Source organism: Clostridium sp. CM027 (genome assembly GCF_024730565.1).
Lineage (GTDB): Bacteria > Bacillota > Clostridia > Clostridiales > Clostridiaceae > Clostridium_AD > Clostridium_AD estertheticum_B.
Window position 1 is genome coordinate 1,314,124 of the sequence record NZ_CP077725.1, and the last position, 25,391, is coordinate 1,339,514.

At 30.5% G+C, this 25,391-nt stretch carries 30 protein-coding genes and 1 pseudogene; 11 read left to right on the top strand and 20 right to left on the bottom strand.

The window, feature by feature from the left end:
* Positions 1-316 precede the first annotated feature (316 nt).
* Both KTC92_RS06270 and KTC92_RS06275 read right to left on the bottom strand, forming a co-directional pair.
* Entirely contained in the window at positions 317-1,111 is a 795-nt protein-coding gene (locus tag KTC92_RS06270) for an ABC transporter permease subunit (protein WP_220287064.1), read from the bottom strand.
* A gap of 18 nt (positions 1,112-1,129) precedes the next feature.
* Positions 1,130-2,047, bottom strand: coding sequence for an ABC transporter ATP-binding protein (locus KTC92_RS06275; RefSeq protein WP_220287108.1), 918 nt, complete (start codon positions 2,045-2,047; stop codon positions 1,130-1,132).
* A gap of 320 nt (positions 2,048-2,367) precedes the next feature.
* Here KTC92_RS06275 and KTC92_RS06280 point away from each other — a divergent pair, with 320 nt between their 5' ends.
* The gene (locus KTC92_RS06280) at positions 2,368-2,658 is read left to right on the top strand and encodes a hypothetical protein (protein ID WP_216303634.1); all 291 of its coding nucleotides are present in this window, start codon (positions 2,368-2,370) and stop codon (positions 2,656-2,658) included.
* Between the two features lie 198 nt (positions 2,659-2,856).
* Here KTC92_RS06280 and KTC92_RS06285 read toward each other — a convergent pair whose 3' ends face one another.
* The 3 genes from KTC92_RS06285 to KTC92_RS06295 all read right to left on the bottom strand — a co-directional run bounded on the left by KTC92_RS06285 (position 2,857) and on the right by KTC92_RS06295 (position 5,253).
* The gene (locus tag KTC92_RS06285) at positions 2,857-3,246 is read right to left on the bottom strand and encodes a VOC family protein (RefSeq protein WP_220287063.1); all 390 of its coding nucleotides are present in this window, start codon (positions 3,244-3,246) and stop codon (positions 2,857-2,859) included.
* Between the two features lie 500 nt (positions 3,247-3,746).
* Entirely contained in the window at positions 3,747-4,259 is a 513-nt protein-coding gene (locus tag KTC92_RS06290; RefSeq protein WP_216303632.1) for a DUF3189 family protein, read from the bottom strand.
* 238 nt (positions 4,260-4,497) lie between these two features.
* A complete protein-coding gene (locus KTC92_RS06295) occupies positions 4,498-5,253 on the bottom strand; it encodes a PHP domain-containing protein (protein WP_220287062.1) in 756 nt (251 codons plus the stop codon).
* 561 nt (positions 5,254-5,814) lie between these two features.
* Between KTC92_RS06295 and KTC92_RS06300 the strand changes: the two genes are divergently transcribed.
* Positions 5,815-6,366: an AAA family ATPase gene (locus tag KTC92_RS06300; RefSeq protein WP_220287061.1), complete on the top strand. Its 552-nt coding sequence runs from the start codon at positions 5,815-5,817 to the stop codon at positions 6,364-6,366.
* Positions 6,367-6,670: 304 nt separating this feature from the next.
* Here the strand turns inward: KTC92_RS06300 and KTC92_RS06305 are convergent, their stop codons facing one another.
* Positions 6,671-8,368, bottom strand: coding sequence for an ABC transporter ATP-binding protein (locus KTC92_RS06305; RefSeq protein ID WP_220287060.1), 1,698 nt, complete (start codon positions 8,366-8,368; stop codon positions 6,671-6,673).
* Between the two features lie 20 nt (positions 8,369-8,388).
* Positions 8,389-9,450, bottom strand: a complete 1,062-nt coding sequence (locus KTC92_RS06310) for a helix-turn-helix transcriptional regulator (protein WP_220287059.1) — start codon at positions 9,448-9,450, stop codon at positions 8,389-8,391.
* A gap of 269 nt (positions 9,451-9,719) precedes the next feature.
* On the opposite strand from KTC92_RS06310, the gene KTC92_RS06315 reads away from it, so the two are divergent.
* Genes KTC92_RS06315 through KTC92_RS06325 form a run of 3 tightly spaced genes read left to right on the top strand, consistent with a single transcriptional unit; the run spans position 9,720 to position 10,665 of the window.
* The gene (locus KTC92_RS06315) at positions 9,720-10,025 is read left to right on the top strand and encodes a PadR family transcriptional regulator (protein WP_165414625.1); all 306 of its coding nucleotides are present in this window, start codon (positions 9,720-9,722) and stop codon (positions 10,023-10,025) included.
* A complete protein-coding gene (locus KTC92_RS06320; RefSeq protein WP_220287058.1) occupies positions 10,022-10,477 on the top strand; it encodes a hypothetical protein in 456 nt (151 codons plus the stop codon). Before KTC92_RS06315 ends, KTC92_RS06320 begins: the two co-directional genes overlap by 4 nt.
* An 8-nt stretch (positions 10,478-10,485) precedes the next feature.
* Positions 10,486-10,665, top strand: coding sequence for a hypothetical protein (locus tag KTC92_RS06325; protein ID WP_165414627.1), 180 nt, complete (start codon positions 10,486-10,488; stop codon positions 10,663-10,665).
* Between the two features lie 75 nt (positions 10,666-10,740).
* Here the strand turns inward: KTC92_RS06325 and KTC92_RS06330 are convergent, their stop codons facing one another.
* A complete protein-coding gene (locus KTC92_RS06330) occupies positions 10,741-11,232 on the bottom strand; it encodes a recombinase family protein (protein WP_220287107.1) in 492 nt (163 codons plus the stop codon).
* A gap of 365 nt (positions 11,233-11,597) precedes the next feature.
* Here KTC92_RS06330 and KTC92_RS06335 point away from each other — a divergent pair, with 365 nt between their 5' ends.
* Positions 11,598-11,831, top strand: a complete 234-nt coding sequence (locus tag KTC92_RS06335; RefSeq protein WP_220287057.1) for a GNAT family N-acetyltransferase — start codon at positions 11,598-11,600, stop codon at positions 11,829-11,831.
* Between the two features lie 28 nt (positions 11,832-11,859).
* Here KTC92_RS06335 and KTC92_RS06340 read toward each other — a convergent pair whose 3' ends face one another.
* The 6 genes from KTC92_RS06340 to KTC92_RS06365 form a co-directional block, all read right to left on the bottom strand.
* Positions 11,860-12,072 (bottom strand): DUF3006 domain-containing protein, encoded by a 213-nt coding sequence (locus KTC92_RS06340; protein ID WP_220287056.1) that lies wholly within the window; start codon positions 12,070-12,072, stop codon positions 11,860-11,862.
* Between the two features lie 16 nt (positions 12,073-12,088).
* A complete protein-coding gene (locus tag KTC92_RS06345) occupies positions 12,089-12,226 on the bottom strand; it encodes a hypothetical protein (protein ID WP_220287055.1) in 138 nt (45 codons plus the stop codon).
* Positions 12,227-12,346: 120 nt separating this feature from the next.
* Entirely contained in the window at positions 12,347-12,868 is a 522-nt protein-coding gene (locus tag KTC92_RS18645) for a ComEC/Rec2 family competence protein (protein WP_369811897.1), read from the bottom strand.
* A gap of 237 nt (positions 12,869-13,105) precedes the next feature.
* On the bottom strand, positions 13,106-13,714 hold the full coding sequence (locus tag KTC92_RS06355) for a class I SAM-dependent methyltransferase (RefSeq protein WP_220287053.1): 609 nt from the start codon (positions 13,712-13,714) through the stop codon (positions 13,106-13,108).
* Between the two features lie 235 nt (positions 13,715-13,949).
* Complete coding sequence (locus KTC92_RS06360) at positions 13,950-14,243, bottom strand: hypothetical protein (RefSeq protein ID WP_220287052.1); 294 nt, start codon at positions 14,241-14,243, stop codon at positions 13,950-13,952.
* A gap of 337 nt (positions 14,244-14,580) precedes the next feature.
* Positions 14,581-15,228: a CatB-related O-acetyltransferase gene (locus KTC92_RS06365; RefSeq protein WP_258280715.1), complete on the bottom strand. Its 648-nt coding sequence runs from the start codon at positions 15,226-15,228 to the stop codon at positions 14,581-14,583.
* Between the two features lie 71 nt (positions 15,229-15,299).
* On the opposite strand from KTC92_RS06365, the gene istA reads away from it, so the two are divergent.
* The 4 genes and pseudogenes from istA (at position 15,300) to KTC92_RS06385 (ending at position 19,085) form a co-directional block, all read left to right on the top strand.
* Positions 15,300-16,895, top strand: a complete 1,596-nt coding sequence (istA, locus tag KTC92_RS06370) for an IS21 family transposase (RefSeq protein WP_220287875.1) — start codon at positions 15,300-15,302, stop codon at positions 16,893-16,895.
* Positions 16,892-17,656, top strand: coding sequence for an IS21-like element helper ATPase IstB (gene istB, locus KTC92_RS06375; protein WP_258876041.1), 765 nt, complete (start codon positions 16,892-16,894; stop codon positions 17,654-17,656). The genes istA and istB overlap by 4 nt, the downstream gene beginning before the upstream one ends.
* A 702-nt stretch (positions 17,657-18,358) precedes the next feature.
* A pseudogene (locus KTC92_RS06380) lies at positions 18,359-18,502 on the top strand (thymidylate synthase); the annotation flags it as partial.
* 82 nt (positions 18,503-18,584) lie between these two features.
* Positions 18,585-19,085: a dihydrofolate reductase gene (locus KTC92_RS06385; RefSeq protein ID WP_220286669.1), complete on the top strand. Its 501-nt coding sequence runs from the start codon at positions 18,585-18,587 to the stop codon at positions 19,083-19,085.
* A 197-nt stretch (positions 19,086-19,282) separates the two neighbouring features.
* Here the strand turns inward: KTC92_RS06385 and def are convergent, their stop codons facing one another.
* The 3 genes from def to KTC92_RS06400 form a co-directional block, all read right to left on the bottom strand.
* Positions 19,283-19,732, bottom strand: a complete 450-nt coding sequence (gene def, locus KTC92_RS06390; protein WP_220286668.1) for a peptide deformylase — start codon at positions 19,730-19,732, stop codon at positions 19,283-19,285.
* Entirely contained in the window at positions 19,733-19,969 is a 237-nt protein-coding gene (locus KTC92_RS06395) for a helix-turn-helix transcriptional regulator (RefSeq protein WP_220286667.1), read from the bottom strand. It lies immediately after the preceding gene.
* Positions 19,970-20,447: 478 nt separating this feature from the next.
* Positions 20,448-21,335 (bottom strand): acyl-CoA thioester hydrolase/BAAT C-terminal domain-containing protein, encoded by an 888-nt coding sequence (locus KTC92_RS06400; RefSeq protein WP_258280764.1) that lies wholly within the window; start codon positions 21,333-21,335, stop codon positions 20,448-20,450.
* Positions 21,336-21,752: 417 nt separating this feature from the next.
* Between KTC92_RS06400 and KTC92_RS06405 the strand changes: the two genes are divergently transcribed.
* Positions 21,753-22,250: a hypothetical protein gene (locus tag KTC92_RS06405; protein ID WP_258280716.1), complete on the top strand. Its 498-nt coding sequence runs from the start codon at positions 21,753-21,755 to the stop codon at positions 22,248-22,250.
* 113 nt (positions 22,251-22,363) lie between these two features.
* Here KTC92_RS06405 and KTC92_RS06410 read toward each other — a convergent pair whose 3' ends face one another.
* The 3 genes from KTC92_RS06410 to KTC92_RS06420 all read right to left on the bottom strand — a co-directional run bounded on the left by KTC92_RS06410 (position 22,364) and on the right by KTC92_RS06420 (position 24,955).
* Positions 22,364-22,552, bottom strand: a complete 189-nt coding sequence (locus KTC92_RS06410; RefSeq protein ID WP_220286665.1) for a hypothetical protein — start codon at positions 22,550-22,552, stop codon at positions 22,364-22,366.
* A gap of 343 nt (positions 22,553-22,895) precedes the next feature.
* A complete protein-coding gene (locus KTC92_RS06415) occupies positions 22,896-23,705 on the bottom strand; it encodes a class I SAM-dependent methyltransferase (protein ID WP_258280717.1) in 810 nt (269 codons plus the stop codon).
* 476 nt (positions 23,706-24,181) lie between these two features.
* Entirely contained in the window at positions 24,182-24,955 is a 774-nt protein-coding gene (locus KTC92_RS06420) for an N-acetyltransferase (protein ID WP_220286663.1), read from the bottom strand.
* Between the last annotated feature and the right edge of the window lie 436 nt (positions 24,956-25,391).

Below are 25,391 nucleotides of genomic sequence, written 5' to 3' on the forward strand. Positions count from 1 at the left end.
TCAGAGGATTCTCCTTCTTTATTACTTCTCAAATATCTGTATATATTTCATCTAAAGTGAATTTCTACGTCTTTATTATTTTAATGGCTATCTCATTTATGATTATTGAAATACACTCTATATCTGCAATTTATTTAGATGATAATTTCATTATTTAAATTAAGCTATATCAATGCTTTCACAGAAAGCCTGTGTCATTTGTAATACGATTTATCCTATCTAATTCTAATCTTTCCAATATGCACTTAAGTCGTTAGATTAAATGGATAACAAATGCAAGTGATAGTGGGAATGTAAATAGAACAATACCCTATATTTAAATCAGCTTCTCAGGAATAAATTTAGAAGAAATTCTCTTTATTAATATATAATCAATTATCAGGAGAACACCACCCGCTGTAAACATAATAAGGTTATTAAGCATAATTACACCTGTCATTTGTCCTACCAATAGAATAACTACAGGAAGAACAAGAATTCCACTTACCTGCTGTGCTTCCTGAAAGGTTTTTGACTTTGCTGATACCATCACAGTGAAGGTTAAGGATAACAAATTAATAGCAGGTGAAATCCAAAGTATTATAATGAGCCATTTTATATCTGGAAAAATAAGTCCTCCAAAATATATGAATCCACTTATATTGATTATTATGCCAAAAGCTATAAATGAAAGCAGGGTTATAATATAGGATGGTATAAAAACGCCTAAAATCTTTGCCCTTAGCAGTTGTTCCATGGATATTGGTGTATAAAGTAGTGTCTCCATTGTCTTATGTTCTTTTTCGCCTACTAAACTGCTGGCTCCAATAATTCCTGAACACATTATGGGAATTATAAGAAAGTATGATGGAAACATATAATTTATAGCAATTTTTATTACAAGTTGTGCAGGACTATATGCCTTATATTCAGAAGGTAGCTTTTTAAGAAGAGAGCCGAACCCTCTTAAGACATCTGAAGCATTCCCGATATAATTGACACCGATAATTAACGCCAAAGGTATAAGTACGGTGAGAACAATTGGTACAATAGCCATTGGCACAATTACCCGCTTTGAACTTGTTATCTCATTTAAATCTTTTTTAATTAATACTTTTTCATTTCTATTCATATTAATCCACCCCCATTATTACAATGTTACACCGTCGGCTGTGCCTTTTATATACATAAAATACAGCTGCTCCAGGGACCATTTCTGTTGCAGCACCTCATAAATTTCTCCGCCGTTTGCTATTATATTATGTATAATAGCATTCACTTCGGCGTCCCCTGAAATAGATTTACTATATAGATTATGATCTTCATGAATAAGTCCAAATTTCTCTGAAATATTTTTTCCCCTGATTTTTAATTGAAGACTTGCATTTTTCTTTGACGCGAGTTCATCAAAAGTACCGAATCCAAGAATATTACCATCATTTATAAAGCCATACAATGTGCAAATATTTTCAGCGTATTTTAACTGATGAGTGCAAAGAAAGATTGTAACTTCATTTTCTTCTGCAAGTTCTTTTATAAGTTTTGAGACATTAAGTGCATTTTCTGGGTCCAAGCCAGAAGTAGGCTCATCAAGAAATAAAATTTGAGGATTGTGAATAATAGCTATAGCTAGAGAAACTCTCTTCCTCATCCCTGTACTTAAAGCTTTAACCTTCTTATTTCTTATATCTAGTAATTCCAGCCTTTTTAAAATGAAATCTATGCGCTGCCTCAGCAGCTTTTCTTCCATACCATGCATTCTTCCAAAGAATTTTAGATTTTCCTCAGCCGTAAGATTTTCATAGCAGGAAGAACTTTCGGTCATAACTCCACATAATCTATGGAGTTCAAGATTATGTTCATTCACAGGCTTTCCTAAAATTTCAGCATGACCTGAGGTTGATGAAAGAATTCCATTGAGAATTCTAACAGTAGTAGTTTTTCCCGAGCCGTTAGGACCAAGAAATCCAAATATTTCACCCTTGGGTATGCGCAGACTTATATTGTTTATTGCATTAGTCTTTCCATCATAAGATTTTTTAAGATTCGATATATTTATTGCATTCATTTTTTTCACCTCACAATTATTAAACGTACACTGGGACAAAAAGTTCAAAAAATTTACTGCAAGCATAAAATTTTCACTTGAGATAATTTTCCCAATAAAATCATTTACAATATCTAGCATTACATCTGAATTTATAATCCACTTCTCTCCTTTGGTTTTTCCCATCCGTGGTAAATAATATATATTCTTTTATATTCATCTCTATTATATGAATGTAATCGTGTATAAATATGTATAATATGTTATAATTTATATGGGATTAGGTTGAAGTTGTAACATTAGACCGTGTAACTTTTAAATAAAGAAAGGAGAAGATTTCTATGAGTCCTTTAGAAACAAAGAATTTATACAGAATTGAAATTACAGAAAGATGTTACTGCACACTGATTGGCGCGACAGGTAATGCAATGCCATCATTTGAATCAGTTGAGAAAAATGGCAATTATGGTTCAATCCCTATTGGAGTTAAAGGATGGGTGGTAGAAAAGTTTGGGATGAAATATTTTAGACCAGATGAAAACCAAGGGGGAATAGATTTGTTTACACCTGCAAATCAGCCAATCGTTCTAATTCCGTATTATAAAATAAGTGGCCATTATAAAAGGATATAGAAACTGAATAATTTCCTTATAAAACGTCACAACTAATAAAACCGAATAATATTTAAAAATACTGTAAAATTCAAATGAATTTTACAGTATTTTTACGTCGTCTTTTTATACTGTTGCGACGCAAATCATTTATTTAATTATACTATTATTACCGTTCGTGGTAGTTGGACAATAACATAATAATGTTAAATATCAGCCTTATTCTGTTATCTCTATTCGATTTCCATCATGGTCTAAAATGCAACTCTCATAGTAACCATCTCCAGTATAATGTGGCTCACTTACTACCATGTAACCTGATTTTCTTAATGTATCAGTAAGTCTATTAACCTTTTCGACACTCCCTACAGAAAAAGCAATATGAATTAAGCCAATATATTGACTAATAGCATCATTTAAATTGGAAGGAATTGTCGTCATCTGCATAATTTCAAGTCTAGCACCTGATTCAAATTTAATAAAATATGATTCGAAATGTTTTTTTATATTAGTATATTTATCACCAGCAATGCCATCAAAATAATCCACATAAAATTTCTTTAATTTTTCAATATCTTTAGTCCATATAGCTACATGTTCGATTTTCATATTAACACATCCTTAATCCTATATTTTAGACAAACCGCCCTTGCGGGGTTCCAGAATGTGTATTATTTAATGAATTATTATCAACATATTCTTCTTCCAACCATTTGTATATAGTAGTAATTATAGCATGAATATATTTATAATATACAAGGAAAAGGCAATTAATATATAAACCTACATAAAAACATTATGTCGTGAAAGATCCGTATTACGTAGCAACTGATAAAAGATGTTCTTTGTTTATTAAATAGTGTGATATTTAAAAAATATATTATAATTAACCAAAATATAAATCAGAATTGGTAAAACGAAAAAGGAGAATAGTTATGCTTGAATACAGATTTGATACGCAGTTGTTAATTGAATGATAAAATCTTTCAGAAGATAGAATAAACGAGTATATTACAAAAAGCATTAAACTCAGTATCAATTACTTTCCCATTTTGAAATAAAAAGTTACATCAGCTTTTAGTTGATGTAACCCGTATAATAGTTAAAAATCATTTTTTCTTAAATTCCTTATTATCTAAAATAATAACCCCTGACTTATCTTCCTTTGCTGCCTTCTTTGTGTGATTTACAAGTTTTATAACGTCCTGGTATGATTGTTTTGCTCCTTTTACAAGCAAGGGCACTCCTATAAAATCAATTTTTAGCCATCTAGAAAATAATCCACCAAAGGTCATTGGTAATGGAACAGTTGGTGACGTATTGGAAAATATAATTTTTTCATTTAATAGATTTTGTTTATGAAGCATAGATGCTAAATTATATAATCCAGGAATTAAAACCTTTGAACGTCCCCTACCTACAACATAGACTTTGTTACCATCCTCATCACTTCCATAATAAAAAAGTTCTCCACGATTTCCATATACTAACTTATTAAAGTTAGGTAATTCCAATATTTCATCCTTAGTCGGTTCTCGGGTTTCATCCAGCATTTTTAAGTGATAAGCGATTGCTAAAATAGATGAGTGGGTTCCTCCATAACAATTATATATGTATATCATTTAAATCACCTTATTTCTTATTTTTAGCTTTGTTTTAATAATTGTAGTATATGCATTAAACATTGATATTAACCATTGATATTAAACATTCTTTGAACACACTTTCTCTAATGCCTTAAATGTTTCTACAATTCTTTATACATAAAATAAATATAATATATTGCAACGAAAAAAAAGGTAGCTCTTACAGACTCTAAGAGTAATTGTCGGAATGGAAATAAAGTTTAATCTAGCCACACTAATATCTTAATAATTTCATTGATCTATGTGCACTTCCATCAGCATTAACAATATCATCATCTGTAAGACCTGCCTCAACTGCAATATTATAAGCTTTACCAAAATACCCTACATCCTCCGATTTGTGTGCATCACTTCCCAATGAAAATTTAACACCCATATTCTTTAACTTTTTTATTGTTTCAATATCCATATTCTTATGACTTCTGTTAATTTCCAAAGCAGTATTTCTTTCAACAGCAACCTTTCCAATTTCGATAATATCTGGATTAACATGCTCTAAAGGATGATTTAATATTGCAATTTCATATTTTTTAATGGCATTAATCGCAGCTTCTGTATAATTCCTCAATAAAAATGGATTTTGCACTGCTCCAGGATGATAACCCACACAAATTATATCCAGGTAATCAATTACTTCATCTTTAATATCTATATCACCTTTTTTAGTAACAATATTACATTCTACGCCAAGAAGAATCTTAAAGTCATTCTCCTTCAATAATGAACTCTTATTAATATCATCAATTGATTTGCGTAATTTTTCATATTGATTTAGTTTCATCCCGAAGGTAATATGTTTATAACCATGGTCTGTTATAGCAATTTCTTTTAATCCTCTTTTTATTCCAGCTTTAACATTTGATTCAATACTTCCTTTTGCATGTTCTCCCAAAATAATATTAAATAAGGGAATATGTCCCTTTGCAATATTAGTATGAGTATGATAGTCTGCAATAATCTTAAAACTCATTTTATCCCCTCCATGGTTTAATATCTTTTAATTAACCGCTTCATTATCAAATTGAAAAGCTTCTTGTATCCACATATGTAATTTCCCTATGGCATGTTTATCATCCAGTTTTAGTTTGCCCATATTACTGGATAATACTTACCTCAATTTTGTTAATTATGCGATAAAAGCTATCACCTTAAGTATATACTTAAATGATGATAGCTACGAAAATTGCTCAATTTCTGAAACGAGCTATTGAACGATGCCGCGTTAGCTACTATGGAGATTCAATCTTTCTCCTCTTTCTGAAATTAGCTTTAACATTAAGATTATTAACTTTAATTCTCACAATTGTATCTATATTCCTTCTTATTTTTGATTATCTTCTAAAAATAGACGTACTTTCCCCCTACCCTAAATTTTTGTTTCACGGCATTTTATTTTTTTGATCCCTAATATATAAAATCTTTTTATTTTATATATTGTTCGAAGTTAAAATAGGATAATTAACCATATATTTATGTTGCAACCGTAAAATATTGCGAAGTAATATTTATATTTGAGAAAAGAGGTGTTGTTTTGAAATTAGTATTTTTAATTGGAGATACTGCTGTCGGTAAAATGACAGTTGGACAGGAGCTGGCCAAAATTACGGATTTTCGGTTATTCCATAATCATATACTTATTGAACCTGTAATAGAGACATTTGGATATTTTTACGGAAAAGCAATAACACGAATGAGGGATGTTATTTTTGAGGAATTTGCGAATTCTGACTGTTACGGATTAATTTTCACATATATGTGGGCATTTGACCAGCAATCCGATTGGAATTATGTAGAACATGTCTGTGACATTTTTAAAAAACATAGTGCAGATATATATTATGTGGAACTTGTTGCACCTCAATCTATCAGACTACAAAGGAATGCTACTGAAAATCGTTTGAAGCACAAAGCAACAAAAAGAGATGTTGAAATGTCAACCCAAAGACTCATTAATGATGACAACAACTATCGTTGTGTCAGCAATGATGGCGAAATTCCATTTGAAAATTATATAAAAATCGATAATTCCACTCTTCCAGCAGAAATGGTTGCAAAGATGATAAAAGAACGATTTGACTTATAATATATTAGAATACAAATATTAGTTATACATCGCAACAGGAAGACATATTACGAATTAAAAAAAGTGGTGGAATAAAACCAACTGGATTGGTATGCTACCAGTTTTAATGGGAGTAATTTATTACCTATATATATGAGAAGTGCAGGTAAATAGCTATAGTACAAAGATTTATCTTATGTACTATACCTATTTATCATCACTCTTATGAAAAAGAAAAAAGGCATTGCTGCCGTTTGTGGCTGTTGGACAATAACCTTTTTTCCTGAACTTTCGTCCTACTGGCATTCGCTTTCTCCACATACTTTCACTTGTCATCTTCCTTTGTAACATTATAAAGACTAAAAAAGTATCCTTTTTTCTGTGTTAATTCATCAAAACTACCTATCTCCTCTATCCTTCCATTGTTGACTACTATTATCCCATCATACATTCTGAGTACTTCATCAACAAGTTTGTGTGTAACTACCATACACGTCAATTCATTAATACCTAAAATTGATTTTTCTATATTATAAGCTGTCTCATTATCAAGTGATGATGTTGCTTCGTCAAGTACAAGGATTGGAGTGTTTTTAATCAATGCCCTAGCAATAGCCACCCTCTGCTTTTCTCCACCTGATAGATTACAACCATTTTCACCAACATTACTATCGAGTCCACCAGAAAGTCTACCTACTAATTCTTCAAGTCCTGAAAGCTTTACCGCCCTTTTAATATCCCCCTCACCATATTCCTTAAATAACGCAATATTTTCTCCTATACTATTATCAAACATAAATACATTTTGATGTATTACCGTAATCAACTTATACAAATCACTAACTTTAATCTCTCTATTATCAACTCCATCAATTTTTATAGCTCCCTCAAAATTCTCATAATACCTTAAAAACAATTTGATTATAGTAGATTTACCGCTTCCACTTCCCCCAACAATTGCATATTTACTACCTTTTTTAATATTCAAAGATACACGATCTAGCGCCTTCCGTTCTTCACTGTAGCAGAAATTTACATTTTCAAAGGTTATTCCCCTTTCAAAACTTAACTTATCAATCCCACTATCGCGATTTTGATTTTCACCTACAAATTTCACTAGCTTCTCACCGATTAATTTAACTGCTTTAACCTTGTTTAATCTTGTTGACACTGCAACAAGCGGCCCAACTATATTATTCATCAATTGAACTGTAGCAATCATTGCACCCACTGTTAACTCACCCTTAATAACAAAATAAGTTCCCAGTCCCATTGCTGTAAAAAACATTAAAAATCCACCTATTTCAGATAAACCATCAACAAAAGCACTAAGCAGTAAATACTTATATTTTGAATTTTCAACCCTATAATTTGATATTTTATATTCATCTTGAATTTTGTCCTCAATATTAAAACTTTTTATCACTTCAAATCCTGAAAACATATCCTTAACCTTTGTTGTAAATATACCTAGGTTATCAGAATATATATTTTTGCTTTTTCCTAATTTTTTTCCAAACGCCATAGGAATTATAATAGTAACTGCCCCAACAACAAAAACACCAATTGTAATATAAACATTCATTTTTATTATAGCAAAAGTAGCAATTCCAAAGGATATAGCGTTATAAATAATCTGAAGAATGTTTATAAAATAATCCTGCTCAACAATATTAATATCATTTGTAATCAAAGAAATATATTTCGCACTATTTTCTTCATTAAAGCTTTTTAAATTTTGCCCAAGTATTTTACTAAATACATCGTTTTTTAATGATACCAACGTTTTCTTAATATACAAAGCTTCCAAAAACTTTCTTGTATAACCTATAGCAAATGTTGCTACCACATAACATAGAGAAAATACCAAAGCTGTCTTTAATTCACTCACCGTACCCTTTGTTCCTATATCAACAATTGATTTTAATATAAAAGCAAGATACACATTTGCTACTGCTGTAAGTGCAATCATAAAAATATTTACAGAAAGTAGACCCTTAAATTTGAAAAAATACCTCTTCATTTTATTCCCCCCCCAACTATTTATAATTTAAATGTTTTCTTCAAAAACTCAATAGACTCTCTTAAAGTATCCTTATTAACAACATAATAAGTCTTTTGCGCTCTTTTTTCAGATTTAACTAATTTTACACTTGCCAAATAATTCATATGATATGACACTGTGGCCATGGAAATCCCATATTTATTAGCTATTTCCTGACTATAGACTTCTCCATCCATAAGATAATTTAGTATATTAAACCTTGTTTTATCACACAAATTTTTGAATATGTTGATATTTTTTTCAAATTCATTTTCTCCAATTAATCGTTTTGTTGTTGCTTCAAAATCCCTCCCCAAGAACATATATAATTTTTTATCTGATTCATGAAAAGCACAACTTATTGAATTAAAAAAAATAGTATTAACGTATATTTCCTCATAATCATCAAATTTTAAAAATACATCCTTGAAGTTTCCAAGTATTTTCTCTAAAAATTTAATTCCGTCGTTATTTATATTTTCTTCAACATAATTATTAAATACTTGTATTGATTTTTCATATTTCTCCATGGTCTGTTCATATTGAGAGATATATCCCTCAATAAACTGCATAAATTCTCTTACCCATTTGTCACTATTATTAATAAGTTTTAGTAGCTTCCACTTCATGTTATCATCCACTTTTAAAGATTCTATTAAGTCTAATATTTTGATATCACTTTGCAGTATCTCATTAATCTTTTCCTTAGAAGCAGCATCCTCCTTAAATTCTCCCATAGATTTAATCGCTTCATATTTAATTTGCTGACCATTCAACTTTCTTATAAAATTTATAAGTTCCTCCTTATCAGAGCAGCCCCATATATCTGAGTTCTTACCTATTGGATAATTTAATGGTGACCCTTCTTTAAAATATACCTCTAAAAGCTCAATATTTTTATTAACTATCTTAGATAGTGCTTTTACGGCTCTTTCTACATCTTTGTTGACCTCTGCTTCAAACTTTGAATGCATTTCCCTGTGGCAATCATTCAATACCCAGGATATACTATCAAACAAATCAAGTAATACACCTTGCCTTTTATCAAAAATTATCTTCATTTTATCCCCTCATTCTTCATATTTGTATCTAAGTATTACTTAGAATATCATCTAAATACATTTTAGACAATTCTCCGTATAATGTCAATATAATTTGATATATATTTGAATGTAATTTATATATCCATCTAATTACTAAACAGAGCAGAAATTAATGTAATCACACGGTTACTACATATTAATATTGACAAATAGGTTTTTGTGGTTTACTATTACGTTACGTGATATACCATGCAACATAATAAGTTATAGGAGATGAACAAATAATAATGAGCTCAATTGAACGGTTTTCAGAACCTACATTATTTATTTTAATTAGTTTAGCAGAGAGTAACAAACATGGTTATGCGATCATGGAAGATATCGAAATTTCATACAATATTAAAATTGGACCAGGTACATTATATGGTGCTATTAGTCGTATTGAAAAACTAAAGTTCATTGAGAGTGTTCCCTCAAAAGATAGGAGAAAACCTTATCAAATTACTCCTGAAGGCAGAGAATATTTACAAGGAAAATTGAGAGAGATGGAGAATGTTACAAACTTAGGTTTTAAGAGGTTAGGTATGATATGAAATGGGTTATTCATCTATATCCTAAAAAGTGGAGAGAACGTTATGAAGATGAGTTTTTATATATTTTAGAGAAAAGGAAGCTCTCTTTCAAAGAAATAATTGATGTATTTGTTAATGCAATGGATGCACGACTTTTAAATTTAGTGGAGGTGATTATAAGTATGGGTAATAATATAAGTGATATCATGCTTAAATCTGTTTTTAAGCGTTCATTAATAATTGGTTCAATAGTTTTATTAGGGGTGATCAGTGGATATTGGGTCGGCGAAAGAACTCCTTCTTTTTTTGAATTATCTCCTAAAATGATTCTCCTAATTGGAGTTGGCTTAGGGACTTTTGTAGGTTATGTAGCTGGAGTGGTAAGAGGAATCATGCGTGTCATAAAAATAACGCAAAAAGAAGATGTGTTCTTACCAACTGGCAAATTAAAGTTTGATAAAATAGAAAGGTGATGGCGAATTTGAAACAAATAAGGATATTTAATAATACCAATAAATTTTGTTTAGTAACAGAGGTAAATGATTTTATCAAAAATAATAAAGTGAAAATTAATGACATTCAATATAGTTCAAATGGGGGCAGTCTTATGTTTTCAACTCAATATTCTGTTATGATTATTATTGAAGAAGATGACTTATAAAGTTAAGACAGATTTTGAAAGTATTGCGTTTTTAATCTTGCTGAGGATTACCGTATTTTTTACAAGTAAAGTAATCTAGTGCGGTAGATAAATAAATTTAAAATACAGGCCATAAGCTATAAAGAGATCCCCCTGAAGTATATCTAAAAAATAACCATCATATCCAAGATATTGAGAATGCTTATATGTCATATAATTTATTATAATACCCAACATAAAGATTAATTTAGTATAATGTTTTCTACTTTTATTAATTTTATTAAGACAATATAATGTATATGTAAGAAGTAAAAAATGAATGATTGTTTTTGTATCGATATTCCCTTTAAGACTAACAAGTTCTACACCTTTAATTTTTAGTTGTTCAACAATATTAAGTAAATCCTTAGTGCTTCTTTCGAGTCTACTTATACTTTCTATATAAAGAGTATCACCATCCCTAACGTACTCCATCATTTTTTTATACCCTGCTCTTTCAGCATCTTTGCCACTAACTTTTTCAATAAAATATCTATTAATTTTAAATTCACACAGTGCTATTTCTTGTCTATCTGTATGCTGTTCAATTGATGAAACTCATATGTATGCAATATTTTACATATAAATAACCTCTTTCTAAGACAATATTTATTAAAATAATACAGGATATGTTTGAAAATATCAATTGTTTAATATGAACGTTCAAAAATGCAAAAGCTAAATATATTGAACGCTCTATATACTGTTTAAAAAGGTACACCTTTACGGAGAGCAATTCGTTTTAACATCAAACTATAGTTTCTATTTAAATTATGAAATGTATACAGATAGGCTGTATTGGTTTGTAAAAATAGTATTTAATGGTATTATATTTCTAGTGATTAAGTCGCAACTGTAGGAAATTGCGAATTATAGATTATTCATATATAACATAGTGAAAGGGGTATATAGGTATGAAAACACCCACATTAGAAACGGATAGATTAATATTACGGCCATTTTGTATGGAAGATGCACAGGAAGTATTTGAGTGTTGGGAAAGTGATCCTGAGGTAGCAAAATATATGTTTTGGACCAGTCATAATGATATAAACAAAACTGTTAACTGGGTGAAAAAAGAATTAAGCAAAATAGATTCTGATGATTGGTACAGATGGGCAATTTACTCAAAAATTTCGGGGTTTTAGGCGTAGAACCCCAAATTAAAATCATTCTTTATTCCCATAAATCTTCAGTTAATTTTTGGATTTCTTTACGTCTTTTTTCAGTTTCATTTATATCAATAGTAATCGTATTATTATTGATAATTAGTACATCGCCTTCTTTAGCTTGAGAAGGTAATGTAATCCTTTTAATATCTATCATAGTTCTATCTTCTTTTTCACATACTGCATAAAGCCCCTCAAATCTATCAATAATTATTTTCATAAATTATATCCTCCTCTTATTGTGGTGGATTACATTTACTGCATGGAGTTAATCCTTTTGATTTTGCATCACTTAAGCTTATTGAAATTTTACTTTTACTTAAGGAGGAACATCCATCTACATGATACTTACTTCCAGTTTTAGTAGTATACACAGTTGTATTTTGATTTTGACTTGTTGTAACTGTTGGATTAGGAGTTGATACTGCCTTGCTGGTTGATGTATTACTAGATGATGAACTACTTGTAGAAGTGGCCCCATTATAACTACCTGGTTACACATTAAAACTTACATTGGTACCGTTAGAAGTAGCAACCACCGTGCCGTCTTCATCAGTTCTATAAACTGGTATATTTTTAGCTTTTAATCTGTTCATAGTTGATTGTGTAGGATGTCCATAGCTATTTCCTTTGCCCACACTTACAACACCATATTTAGGATTTACCTTATCTAAAAAACTTTGTCCTGTAGAAGATTTACTTCCATGGTGACCTATTTTAAGTACTGTTGCCGATAAATCTAACCCTTTTGATAACATTTGACTTTCTGATTCAGCTTCTGCATCTCCGGTTAATAAAAAGGACGTATTTCCGAAAGTGACTTTTGCAACTATAGAGTAATCATTTGGATCTTCATATCCTGTTCCATTAGGTGCTAATATAGTAACAGTCGCATCACCTATTTTAAATGTACTGCCTACTGATGGAACTGTTAATTTCAGTCCTTTATTATTGACTGCACTTCCAAAACTTTTAAAAGTATTAGGGTGTTTTTGCCTATCCCGCCAAAAAGGTATATTAGTAGATTATATAGAAAAAAAGCAGCAATGCCTTTTAAAGTTGATGAACAATATAAGAATAATGAGACTTATCTGCAAACAAGATTTTGATCCTAATCTTACCAATGTCTTTTTCCTTATAACCAACCCTTTTCTCTGCAATATTCTTTATCTTGATGACCATCCGAATAGCTACTCATAAGATTTCTAAATATCCTAAACAATATTTTTGTTTTTAATGGGATATAAACTTTTTTATTTTTTTACTATATAATCAATATATCCCTGAGTTATCATTTTGCCTTCATATATTCTTTCCAAGGTTCTATTCTCTTTCAATAGTATATTCATATCACTAAAATATTGGTCACCTTCATTTATATCAAAATATGAATGAAGGACTTTTTCACCATCTTCATCTTCAAGGAATTCATTTTCACCAGCTTTTTCACCCTTTTCAAATCCAAAGTTATTCAGTGAAAGAAAATTAATGAAGCATAAGCCATTAGGTTTAAGTACTCTTTTAATTTCATTGACTGCAAGGGCTATATCTTGTTTTTTCATATGAAAGATTGAATTATAGGAATATACAAAGGAAATTGAATTATCTTCGAAGGGTAGGTGTCTCATATCACCTTTGGCGATATTTAGTATCATTTCGTGAAGTAGTTCAAATTCTTTGGATTTTTGGACTTGGGTATCATCTAGTTCTATTCCATAGGTCTCATATCCAAATTCATGAAAAAGTCCTAGGGGTGGGCAGTTTCCTCCTGCTCCACAATCTAACACCGTTTTTTCTAAGGAAATATCCTGGCAATGTTTTAAGAATTTGTAAAGTTCAGTTTGTCTGTACACAATGTTCATGAAATTACCCCCTAATAATTAAATTTAATTCATATTTGTAATGATACAGTAATAATACATTAATTATAAGTCTTAATGTATCTTAAAGTCTGTGCTTTTGAAGAATGGTTAAATATATCCATAAGTAATTCTAATGAAGATCCATTTTGATATGCATGGTATCCAGCCAAAGTGAAAGTAACACAATTACTATTGTGTTACTTTCGCTAATCCAATCCATTTTACAAATTTGAGTTTATTTTATTATAAATTCAAAAATTGAAAACACTAAAGCAAGTATCGCAGCCAATAAATGACTTTTAGCAACCTCTTTATTTTTCTTCCAATACTGAATGGCTTGAATTAACATTGACACACCCAACAATGGAACAAATACACCTGTTTCAATTTTCCAAACACCTAAAATCTGCGTACATACAAATATTATTATGCTTATAGAACAAATATTGCTAAGTACAGACAGCACTTTTTCATCTGTTTGTTTTTTACTCCATTGTTTTTGACTCCAGCTACCTCTCACTTTTCCCATTGTACCTCCCATATGATTAATTATTATTTTATTATCTAAGACGCAATAATCTACGATTATGACATAGATGTTTAGCTAATTATACTATTTTTACCTAATTATATATATAAATTAAAATTGGTTTTGTTAATTATATGATAAATTAAATAGTATATTATTAGGAATTCAAAAACATAAAAGTCGTGAAAGATCACTTTCACGTCATTTAAGACATTAACATCGTTGCAATCGCAATAAATATTATTACTAGTACATCCTTAATACACTAAACCCCACATCTAATGATATGGGGTTACTTGAGTTGTTCACTTTTACATGAGTTGATATTTTTAAACTATCACTTTAACTTATCAATGTTTCCTGATTGAATATATTTAATATTTGCTTGGATTTTTTCATATGTCCAATTCCACCACTTAATTTTAAGCAATTTAGAAATTATGTCATCATCATACCTTTTCTTTATAACTTTAGAGGGTACTCCTCCAACAATAGTATATGGCGGAACATCCTTGGTAACTACTGCCCTAGTTCCAATAATTGCACCATCTCCAATTTTCACACCTGCCATAATTATAGCGTCATAACCTATCCACACATCATTTCCAATTACAATATCCCCCTTATTATCCCAAGCATTTGTTATATGGCCGACGTCTAAGCCCCATTCCTCATAAAATATTGGAAATGTATAAGTAGATAGTGATTTCATTGTGTGATTTCCACTTGTCATGAGAAACTTCGCTTTACATGCAATTGAACAAAATTTCCCAATTATTAATTTATCATTGTTTACAGGATACTGATATAATACATTATTTTTTTCAAAATCCCTTGGATCATTATAATAATCATTATATATTGTATAATCTCCAACTTTTATATTATCTCTTGTAATTATATTTTTAAGATATATTGTTTGGTAATCGTTACTTCTTGGATATACTTTATTTGTTGTATATGTTAATCTAAAACTACCCCACAATTCTAATTGAAATATCCCCCACCTTACAGTAAACTTTCTTATGAGAGGCATCATAAGAGGGGGAAATGGAGATGATTAAATTGAGTGAAAAACAACACATCATAATATCGGCACATCTAAACGGAAAGTCTCAAAGGTCCATAGCTAGAGAGACCGGAATTGATAGAAAAACCATTAGTAAATATGTTAAAGAATACGAAGTGGCAAGACAAGAAATTTTGAATTTTAATGGAGGAATTGATGATATAAGAGAACTTCAGGACAGTATTGTTGAGAAACCTAAATACAATTGCATAAATAGAAAAAAGAAAAAATTAACCGATGAAATTATAAATAAGATAAAGGGGTATATTGAAGAAAACCAGCAAAAACGGCATGCCGGGAGGCATAAGCAGCAAAAAAAGAAAATTGATATATATGAAGCGTTAAAAGAAGACGATTACGATATAAGTTATCCAACTGTGAGTAACTATATAAATAAATTACTTGAGAATGGAGCCGAGGCATTTATAAAATCAGAATATGAGCTTGGGGATATTTGTGAATTTGATTGGGGGGAAGTAAAGTTAACTATTAATGCTGTGGATAGAACATTTCAAATGGCTGTATTTACATCTGCAAAAGGGAATTATAGATATGCACAGTTATTTGCTAAACAAAATTCAGAGTGTTTTCAAGAAGCTCATGCTTTGTTTTTTGAACATATAGGACAAGTATATAGAACAATCGTTTATGATAACATGAGAGTTGCAGTTAAAAAATTTGTAGGACCTACTGAGAAAGAACCTACGGATGCATTGCTTAAAATGTCCATGTATTATGGCTTTGATTTTAGGTTTTGCAATACTCGAGCTGGAAATGAAAAAGGTCATGTCGAGCGAAGTGTAGAGGTAGTACGACGTAAGTCTTTTAGTAAAAATGATAGTTTTAAATCATTAGAAGAAGCTAATAAATATCTGATGGAAACATGCGATAAATTGAATAGCCAACCACATAAAATAAAAAATATGAAGACTGCAAAAGAAATTCTTAATGAGGAAAGACAACATATGGGGCATTATATTGCAAAACTTGACACTGCTAGGATAGAAGAACCTAGAGTGGATAAATATTCGACATTCTCAGTGAATACCTGTCGGTATTCTGTACCTGATATATATGTTGGAAAAAGAATATTCATAAAAGTATATTCCAATGACATTGTTTGCTTTAGTGAGGGTAAAAAAATAGCTTCCCATGAAAGGAAGTTAGGATTTTATGAATGGTCTATTAAGCTTGAACATTATCTTAATACCTTTAAAAGAAAGCCAGGATCATTAGCTTCAAGCACTGCAATGCTACAAGCAGACCCTAGGATTCAAAACATCTATGATACCTATTATAACAAAAAAGAGAAAGATTTTATAGAATTACTTTTATTTATAGGTAAAAGTAATATCTCTAAGGTCCTAAATGCAATAAATTTATTAAATAAAATAAATCCTACGGATATAACAACCGAAAAAATAAAGTCTATTTGTAATAGAGATTATACTAATTTTATCGAAAATAATGTTATCCAACTAAATTCAACTGTTGAATTTGAACCTAACGGTTTACTAGATGTGTATAAATCTTTAATACCAATATCAACGGAAGATTTTAATAATGAGGTGGCTATAATATGATAAATAAGAAGAAATTATATAAAGATATTGAAGAATTAGCAATAGATCTTAAACTTGCAGGTATAAAAAACAACTTTGAGGTGGGTGCGAAAGATGCTTGCATTAATGACATAAGCTATGAAGAATTTCTTTACAAATTATTGGAAAAAGAATCTGTTTTAAGAAGTGAAAGTAGTAAACAAAATAGAATTAGAATAGCAAAGTTTCCTTATAAAAAATATATCGAAGATCTTGTAGTTGAAGATTTACCAGTTGATGCTAAAAAGAAATTAAAGACGTTAAGTTCACTTGAATTTATTAGTACAGGACAAAATGTAATTTTAGCTGGAAATCCTGGGACAGGCAAGACCCACATGAGTATTGGCCTTGGAATAAAAGCTTGTTTAGCTGGCTATAAAGTTCTTTTTATTACGGTATCATCGCTTATCACCCAATTAAAAGAAAGTCGTTCTCAGAAAGTATTAAGAGCATTTGAAAATAAATTTGATAAATATGATTTAATTATTGCTGATGAATTGGGATATATTTCTTATGATAAAGAAGGTTCAGAACTTTTATTTAGTCACTTATCATTAAGAGCAGGTAGAAAATCAACTATAGTAACCACAAATTTATCCTTTGAAAGGTGGAATGAGATATTTAAAGACCCTATTATGACCGCTGCAATGATCGATAGACTTACGCATAAGGCATATATAGTAAATATGAATGGTAACTCCTACAGATTAAAGGAAACTAAAGAATGGCTCGCAAAACAATAATAAAATTTCCCTTCACTATATAATTAATTTGGAGGGAATATTATTTTTTTTTACAATTTTTGGTGGAGGAGTTTTGGGTTAGAATATGGGGGAGTTTTCACTTGACAAATACATTTGTATTTGGAATAGTCATGTTTACCTCTCTCCTTTGTATTATGCTAATGAATTATGCTAATTTTTTGACTATCCCATTATTACAATACATTTTTTCATAGAACCACTCCTAAAATAATCCTTATTTCTTTCGTTGTTTTATACAATTACGGATTAATTGACAAGTAAATAATACCATTATGTACGATATATTACTATTATTTAGCGGGAATTTTACAAAGAGTGCTAACTATAATCCAATAAAAAAATCTTAGACCATTCCCCCTTAAAGTGTAATTTAACAGTCAAGGAAAACACAACAAATGTCGTGAAAACAGACTTTCACGTCATTTGTACTTTATTCTTTATGTGGCTTTTTATGCAATTCAGTGTATGAGTTATACAAAATATCCCTTGTGGTAAACTCATATGCGGCTATTCATGATATAATATTTAAAACACATTTATAGAATGCTATGTTGTATTTGTATAATATGGGCAGCTAACTATTAGTGCTTTGTACACGGGATATAGTAAGGAAGTGAATATTTAGTGGGTTTGGGTAATTGTTGAATACCCTCTCACTAAAGATGAATTATGTTAAATGAAATGGATAGACAATATCTTAAAATGGGTGAGAAGATTTTGAAAAGAGGATATCATGACTAAAACCGTACTGGAGTTGCAACTTACAAACTACCTCATCAAATTATGCAATTTGATTTAGAAGAAGAATTCCAGATATTAAAAACTTCTATAACTTTACACCAGAAGATATTAAACTTATAGATTATAAACACCTTGGGAAAATAAATATGGGGAGTGTGGCGGTATAATGCTTACATGTATTGTTGCAATTGGAGAGGATTTTGCTATAGGTAAAAATAACAATTTACTTTGGCATTTTTCAAAAGACTTAAAAAGATTCAAGCAAATCACAGGTGGAAATACTATTATAATGGGAAGAAAGAATTTTGAGACACTTCCTGGTATCCTTCCTGGTAGACATCATATTGTTATTACACAAAATAAAGATTTTGTTATAAATGATGAAAGAGTTACTATTTTAAATTCTAAGGAAGAGCTATTTGCATTTATGGAAGACAGTAAAGAATACTTTGTTATAGGTGGCGGAAAGATTTACAAGTTATTATTGCCTTATTGTAATAAGATACATTTAACAAAAGTACATAAGAAATATAATGCTGATATTTTTTTCCCTAAACTAAACTATTTAGAGTGGAATAGTAGAGAAGAAGAAACTGGGTACATCAATGATGATAAAACAACATCATACACTTTTTTAACACTGGAACGTATTATTAAGGTGAAATAAAAATATATATGGAATATCATTTTTTAAAACTACCAATAACCCATACAACATAATTAAATTATATTGTATGGGTTATTGGTAAAGATAATGTTATTGATAGATTACTTAATAACTCTTAATATAATAAGGAAAAATACAAATATCGTGAAAGATAACTTTCACGTCATTTGTGTTATAAGTTCGTTTATTGATTTGCATTACTTTATATATTCAGTAATTAGATCAGTAAAAAGAATACCTTCTAAATGGTCTATTTCATGGCAAAAACATTTTGCTAAATCTCCTGTGCCAGTCACTATAATTTCCTCTCCATTCTCATTCAACGCTTGTACCGTTACCTTTGCAGGTCTTTTTAACTTCCCTAATCTATTTGGAATGCTTAAACATCCTTCTACAACTTCTTGAATACCTTCCGACTTAATTATCTTTGGATTAACTAATTTTATAAGTCCTTGACCCATATCTACTACAATTAATCTCTTTAGTATGCCTACCTGTGGAGACGCCAACCCTCCACCTTTTGAATTATACATAGTATCTGCCATATCATTTAGAATAAGCCGTATTTTATCGTCTATTACTTCAACTAATCTGCTTTTTTTTCTCAATATTTCATCATCAAAAAATCTAATTTGTCTTAATGCCATTTAAACTACCCCTCTACTTTGCTGTGCTCTAGATTTTCTTTCACTTTCTTCAAAAAGAAAAACATCCTCTATGGAACTGCGAAATGTTTTACAAATATCATAGGCTAACCATATAGACGGCTCAAATTTTGCTGTTTCAATAGAATTAATTGCTTGTCTTGATACACCCACAAGTTCTCCTAATTGTTGTTGCGTTAATCCAAAAGATTCACGAAATTGTTTTATTTTATTTTTCATTAGTACCACCTTTGTAAGGTTAACCTTACATTGCTAATATAGCATTATTTTACTATTATGTCAATTTAACACTATGTATAGAATTACATTAAATTATATATAAGAAAAGCAAAATAGGGTTCGTTAATATTGGGGTAAAAAGAATAGTTTATATTATGGTATCAAAAAAACACAATGTCGTGAAATAATTAATTTAACGACATTTGTTGTGTACCTATATATAGCCTAGAGCTTCATTCATTCTTTTTCCATATGCACTAAGCAACTATTTCACTGCATAAAAGGTGTCTAATTGAGAATATGCACTCCATTTATGCACTTTTTAACAATTTATCCATGCTCTAAACTCTATACCATTTTAATAATATTTAGTACATAGTATAAGAAAGAGACGACATAACTGAATCTAAACTTATGTTATCTCTTATCTCAACTCTACAAATTGGAATTTTGTAGAATTCACATTTTGTTCATTGATTTACCATTCACATAAAAATGACAAAATCTGCTGTACACTGTCCTTTCTGGCGTTTGCACACTCTTTCGGATATTTTTGCTCAGCTTCAATAGCCCTTCTAATAAATAGTTTTTTTAATGGATTTACTATAGGTATATTTCCAAGTAGATGACTTGCCTTTTCGTAAACAATGCTTTTTACTCTATATGGATAATTTGATTTTAATAGCACGGTTTCCATTCTTGGAACGGCTTCATCAGCTGGCCAACAATCATCATTTTGCGCAGCAAGCATCAATATATCGGCTTTTATATTCTCAACCTTTATACGTGAGGAAGGTATTGGCGGATTTATGTCATAAATATAACGCATAGCTCGCCGCAGAGTGTACTTTTTATTTTTATGGGCTTGATGCAATAAAGTAAAAAGGCCCTTATCCAAAAGCGTACTGGAAGTAAAAGCAATGTCTTTTCCACCGTATGTATAGGTCGACTTATGTGTTCTTCTGAATTTCTTGTCTGCCCCCTCCATTACATGGTCAAACGGCGAAATTGCAATAACGCAACTAATTTCCGGAAAAAGCGATGCGCATAACAAAGCATATCCTGCACTAGTGGATGTTCCGATAATGGCTATTTTTTTAATTTTTTGTTCTTGGTACGAAAGCGACCACTTTATCGCTTTATGTACATATTCCACCGGAATGCCATGCATTTCTTTTGGGAGTCCGCTCCATTTATAAAAACCAAGGACAAGAACAGAGTATCCTTGTTCAACTAAAAATGAAGCCGATGCTTGCGCCCGTTTTGATCCGACCCCTGCACCACTCATGAAAATTATGGATTTTTCCAAATATTTATTGCCTTTATAAAATGTTCCGCAAAATCCGTCTTTATCTAAAGAAAACATCTGCACAATCAACACCTCCTTGATGTTCAGAAAATATAAATAATCTGCAGTTTAAATTCCAATTTGTATGCTTATTATATAAATAATCTTTACTTCGTCCTTGATTACAAATACGAATTAACTTATATGCTTAATTATACTATATATAACATATATTTCATACGAGAATTTTACAGTTCTAAGCGATAAAAAGCATACAACATAACGAATGTTATCTTGAATGGGTATTTCTCTAAGTGTCACATATGGACTTGGTGAAATATCTAAACGTACAGAGAAAAAGAAGTTGAAAGGTACTTGCACCTTTCAACTTAAATGAAATTTAACTAACTATGGCTGATTAATGGTGGGGATTTATCCAAATTATTGTAGTATGCACCCTTGTACTGTATAATTATGATATAAAACACACGAGGAGTGATTGCAATAGGTATATTTAGTAAGAAAAATAAAAACAGAAGTATAACTTTATCTTTAGTGGATGGAATAGACGGATATAGCAAAGAAACTTTGGTAAGTTTAACTATAGATAATGACAAACAATGTTTAACAATTAACGCAAGAGTATTTAAAAACCCACCTATACACCTAATGTTAGAACAAATAACAGGAGTACAACGTATTTCAAAAAGTAATATAATCCAAAAAAATAAAAGTACTGTCGGTAGAGCTGCAGTAGGTGGAGTATTATTAGGGCCGCTAGGCGCTATTGTAGGTGGTATGAGTGGAATAGGCGATAAACATACTACGGAAACTAAATATTACATGGTAATAAACTATAAATCTCAAAGTAGAGATGTAAAAGTGTTAAGTTTTAAGATGGTTGGTTTTAGTAATTGGCCCAGTTTTATAAAAGAGCTTAAAAGTAAGATAAATACTCAACACATGGAAGATACTACAGAAGTATACTTGTAAATATCATGACACTTAGGAAACTAGGCGTTATTTTTTTATACAAAATGAAGTGATCAAAATTGAAGAAGTAAGATGTCCTAAATGTAACCAACTGCTTTTAAAAGCTGATTACATTAAGGGGTTCTACGCCCAAAACCTGTTATTGTTTGGCGCAATAGGTTCTCAAAAATCTTCTTTAAAAATTCCACACATCTTTCATTTAAACGTTGATCTAATGCTTGATTAGAAATAACTATTCCTATTTTTGCACTAAGCTTTGTACATAAGGTAACAAGTGTATTATTCGCAACCTCTGCATCCATAAAACAGCATAAGCAAACGAATTCCCACGTATTAATTTTACCTTTTCTTCTATCATTTGTAAAATACCCCCATCAATGTGTTTTTATTATCATTCAAATAATAACATTTTTACAAATGGAGGTCTTTATTTTTATAGAATTTTCTTAGCTTGATGGCTATGGGGTACGGCGACGATTCGTGCAAAAAACAGCCACAAGACAGCATTTTGCCTTTTAAATGAACTGTAAAGCAAAAATGAAACTACTATTTTGTGGCTGTTATGACGTACTATAAGAAAATTGTTATTATTAAATTCTATTTAATAGCTTAGATAAATTCGAATTTATCAACTTCGTGGTATGCTCATTTTGTGCGTTGAGCTTGAATTATGCAATAACGCTGAGTGTCGCCTGCCACAGGAAGTAAATCATATGGATTTTCTGCCCATACAACTTCTGCTACAACTGTTGATATAATATTTTCAAAGCCTGCATTTTTTAAATCATTAACCAAATATTCTTCAACCAAGCCTCTTTCAAGGCTTTTGCTTTGGGCAAGCTCAAAGCTTTTACTGTCTTTTTCAATATAATTGCCTTGAATGACAATTTTGCCATTAGGTTTAAGTATTCGATATAATTCTTTTGCAACCTTATCATTCTCGGGAATATTTCCAAATACGGCTAATGAGGCAATATAATCAAAGCTTTTATCCTTTATTGACATATATTTGCCGTCGCTTGCTATATAGAATACTCTATGATCATCTGTTTGCTTTAATTTTCTAGTCCACATTAATATGCGTTTATCTATATCAGTACAAACAATAGAGAAATTTTTATTATTTGCGTTGAGCATTTTTTGAAGCATGCAGCCCATTCCCGTAGAAAGATCACAAACTATGCCTGAAAAGCCTTCAATCAAGCTGTCCATGTGCTCACTCAGCATTTTTTCTGCCTCAAGTGTTTCTTTGTTTTTATGTACATTGTAATCTTTAATACAGGCATTATCATTATCTTTCTGTTTTGTGGCTTCAATATCGTTTTCAATCATATCATCCGTTATCTCCCACAATATCTCCTGATTACTTGACAATTTTGGAGAAACAACATCAAAAACTCCGTGCTCATAAGAGAATTTATTTCCGCACTTCTTACATTCCAATTTTTCAGACAAGTCACATTTGCATACGGGACACATAAGTAAACTTGGATTTTTTCATTGAATTTTTACCCCCTGTTATATAAGTAATCTGTTTATAAGTGTACTTGTTATTCCTAATTCACAAACTTTTAGACTTCCCCCCAAAGTAATAGATAGTGGTTATTTTGCCCACCCCCCCGAAAAGGGGGAATAGGCAAATCACTAATTCGATATTCTCTGAAATGTAGCCATTCCCAAACTAGTTTCCTATATTTATATTTCAAAACATGTACTATCCATTTGACATATGTCAGAAATAAATAAGATGTACCTATGACACACAAAAACACCCATCATTAAAAAATTAATTCAGAACATTATTTTTGCTAACATTTTATTTCAAATAACGTTTTGAACTCAAGACGTTCCTAAGCCCTAGCGCGACGCGATTGGCGAAGGAATGTGCATTGGCTATCTTCTACTTGAGTGCGTTGTTAGGCGTTCGTACTTCATTTCAATTCTTTTTCTAATATTTTGTCAAAGTGGCTGTCCATGCAGACACTTATATCTGTTGTAATAAACTTACCATTAAAGAATAAACTAAAAATAGTTGCAGGACTTGGTGCTAATTGTGACTGTTCCATTGTTTCAAGTTTAATAATCTTGTAGGGCAAATTCCTTTTAGTAGCGGTTTCAATCAAAGAAGTCTTTGCGTGAAATTCTGCAAATGGGCACCTATTTGAAAAATATACAACTATTCCTTTTTTGTCAAAACATTCACCACTGAGTACAGATTTTTTAAACTTAGGTGTTTCAGCATCGGGGTCAATTTTCATCACTAAAAGGCTGAAACCGGATAATATTCTCTGACAATCTACGAATCCTTGTTTCAAAAGCCATTTTGTATCACTCATAAAATGGAATTTCTTTCTCCCAACAACAGTAACTAATCCACTTTTTCCTTGACTTCTTGCATCTTCAATAGCGGTTTTCAACAATTCTTTTCCATAACCCTGACCTTTATATTGTCCGGAAACCCAAAAACAGTTGACCATTAGATAATTTGGAGCATCTATAGGAACCCAGCTCATTTCAGCAGGTCCATATTCAATAAAAACTTTTGCTCTTGCATCAATTCTTCGGAAAACATAACCATTATCAAATTCTTTTTTTAGCCAATCTTTTTTTAGTTCATAACTTTCTTTACATTTCTTATCCGATATAGCGCAGCAAATGTGTTCTTCTGCAATGTTATCGCTATTTAGTTTGGTTAATTTTTTCATCTTTTTCACCCTTTCCTTTAATTAGTATGACGCCTAACGTATCGTGTTGCCGACACTCTCCTTTACGAGTACGACATATAATATATATTTAATCATATCACAACAACCATAAATTGAGTATATTTACAATTTTTTTAAAATGAGTAATAGCCTCAAAGTGAAAGTAACTCAATACACACTTAATCAAGTAAACCCATATCATCAGATATGGGTTTACTTGTGACGACATATATTAATGCTACTAACTATTATTTATTTTTATTTTTATTTTGACATTCGTATTCAGACAACATTTTTACTGTATAGTTTTTATGGTAGCCTTTTGCCTATATGGCTTTTTTTTAATGCATAGCTTTTCTCAAAAGGCCTTATACATTTAATATATAATTAATAAAAATGAACTTTATTTCACTTTTAATTGACTTCTATATATCTT

Bases quoted from the DNA above. Each gene is read 5' to 3' on its own strand.
- KTC92_RS06285 (WP_220287063.1), bottom strand. From the start codon at position 3,246: ATGAAAATCGAACATGTAGCTATATGGACTAAAGATATTGAAAAATTA.
- KTC92_RS06400 (WP_258280764.1), bottom strand. From the start codon at position 21,335: ATGTTTTCTTTAGATAAAGACGGATTTTGCGGAACATTTTATAAAGGC.
- KTC92_RS06275 (WP_220287108.1), bottom strand. From the start codon at position 2,047: ATGAATGCAATAAATATATCGAATCTTAAAAAATCTTATGATGGAAAG.
- KTC92_RS06355 (WP_220287053.1), bottom strand. From the start codon at position 13,714: ATGAACATTGTGTACAGACAAACTGAACTTTACAAATTCTTAAAACAT.
- istB (WP_258876041.1), top strand. From the start codon at position 16,892: ATGATAAATAAGAAGAAATTATATAAAGATATTGAAGAATTAGCAATA.
- KTC92_RS06305 (WP_220287060.1), bottom strand. From the start codon at position 8,368: ATGAAGAGGTATTTTTTCAAATTTAAGGGTCTACTTTCTGTAAATATT.
- istA (WP_220287875.1), top strand. From the start codon at position 15,300: ATGATTAAATTGAGTGAAAAACAACACATCATAATATCGGCACATCTA.
- KTC92_RS06360 (WP_220287052.1), bottom strand. From the start codon at position 14,243: ATGGGAAAAGTGAGAGGTAGCTGGAGTCAAAAACAATGGAGTAAAAAA.
- KTC92_RS06410 (WP_220286665.1), bottom strand. From the start codon at position 22,552: ATGGATGCAGAGGTTGCGAATAATACACTTGTTACCTTATGTACAAAG.
- def (WP_220286668.1), bottom strand. From the start codon at position 19,732: ATGGCATTAAGACAAATTAGATTTTTTGATGATGAAATATTGAGAAAA.
- KTC92_RS06290 (WP_216303632.1), bottom strand. From the start codon at position 4,259: ATGATATACATATATAATTGTTATGGAGGAACCCACTCATCTATTTTA.
- KTC92_RS06320 (WP_220287058.1), top strand. From the start codon at position 10,022: ATGAAATGGGTTATTCATCTATATCCTAAAAAGTGGAGAGAACGTTAT.
- KTC92_RS06270 (WP_220287064.1), bottom strand. From the start codon at position 1,111: ATGAATAGAAATGAAAAAGTATTAATTAAAAAAGATTTAAATGAGATA.
- KTC92_RS06340 (WP_220287056.1), bottom strand. From the start codon at position 12,072: ATGAAAATAATTATTGATAGATTTGAGGGGCTTTATGCAGTATGTGAA.
- KTC92_RS06280 (WP_216303634.1), top strand. From the start codon at position 2,368: ATGAGTCCTTTAGAAACAAAGAATTTATACAGAATTGAAATTACAGAA.
- KTC92_RS06385 (WP_220286669.1), top strand. From the start codon at position 18,585: ATGCTTACATGTATTGTTGCAATTGGAGAGGATTTTGCTATAGGTAAA.
- KTC92_RS06395 (WP_220286667.1), bottom strand. From the start codon at position 19,969: ATGAAAAATAAAATAAAACAATTTCGTGAATCTTTTGGATTAACGCAA.
- KTC92_RS06420 (WP_220286663.1), bottom strand. From the start codon at position 24,955: ATGAAAAAATTAACCAAACTAAATAGCGATAACATTGCAGAAGAACAC.
- KTC92_RS06295 (WP_220287062.1), bottom strand. From the start codon at position 5,253: ATGAGTTTTAAGATTATTGCAGACTATCATACTCATACTAATATTGCA.
- KTC92_RS06315 (WP_165414625.1), top strand. From the start codon at position 9,720: ATGAGCTCAATTGAACGGTTTTCAGAACCTACATTATTTATTTTAATT.
- KTC92_RS06335 (WP_220287057.1), top strand. From the start codon at position 11,598: ATGAAAACACCCACATTAGAAACGGATAGATTAATATTACGGCCATTT.
- KTC92_RS06310 (WP_220287059.1), bottom strand. From the start codon at position 9,450: ATGAAGATAATTTTTGATAAAAGGCAAGGTGTATTACTTGATTTGTTT.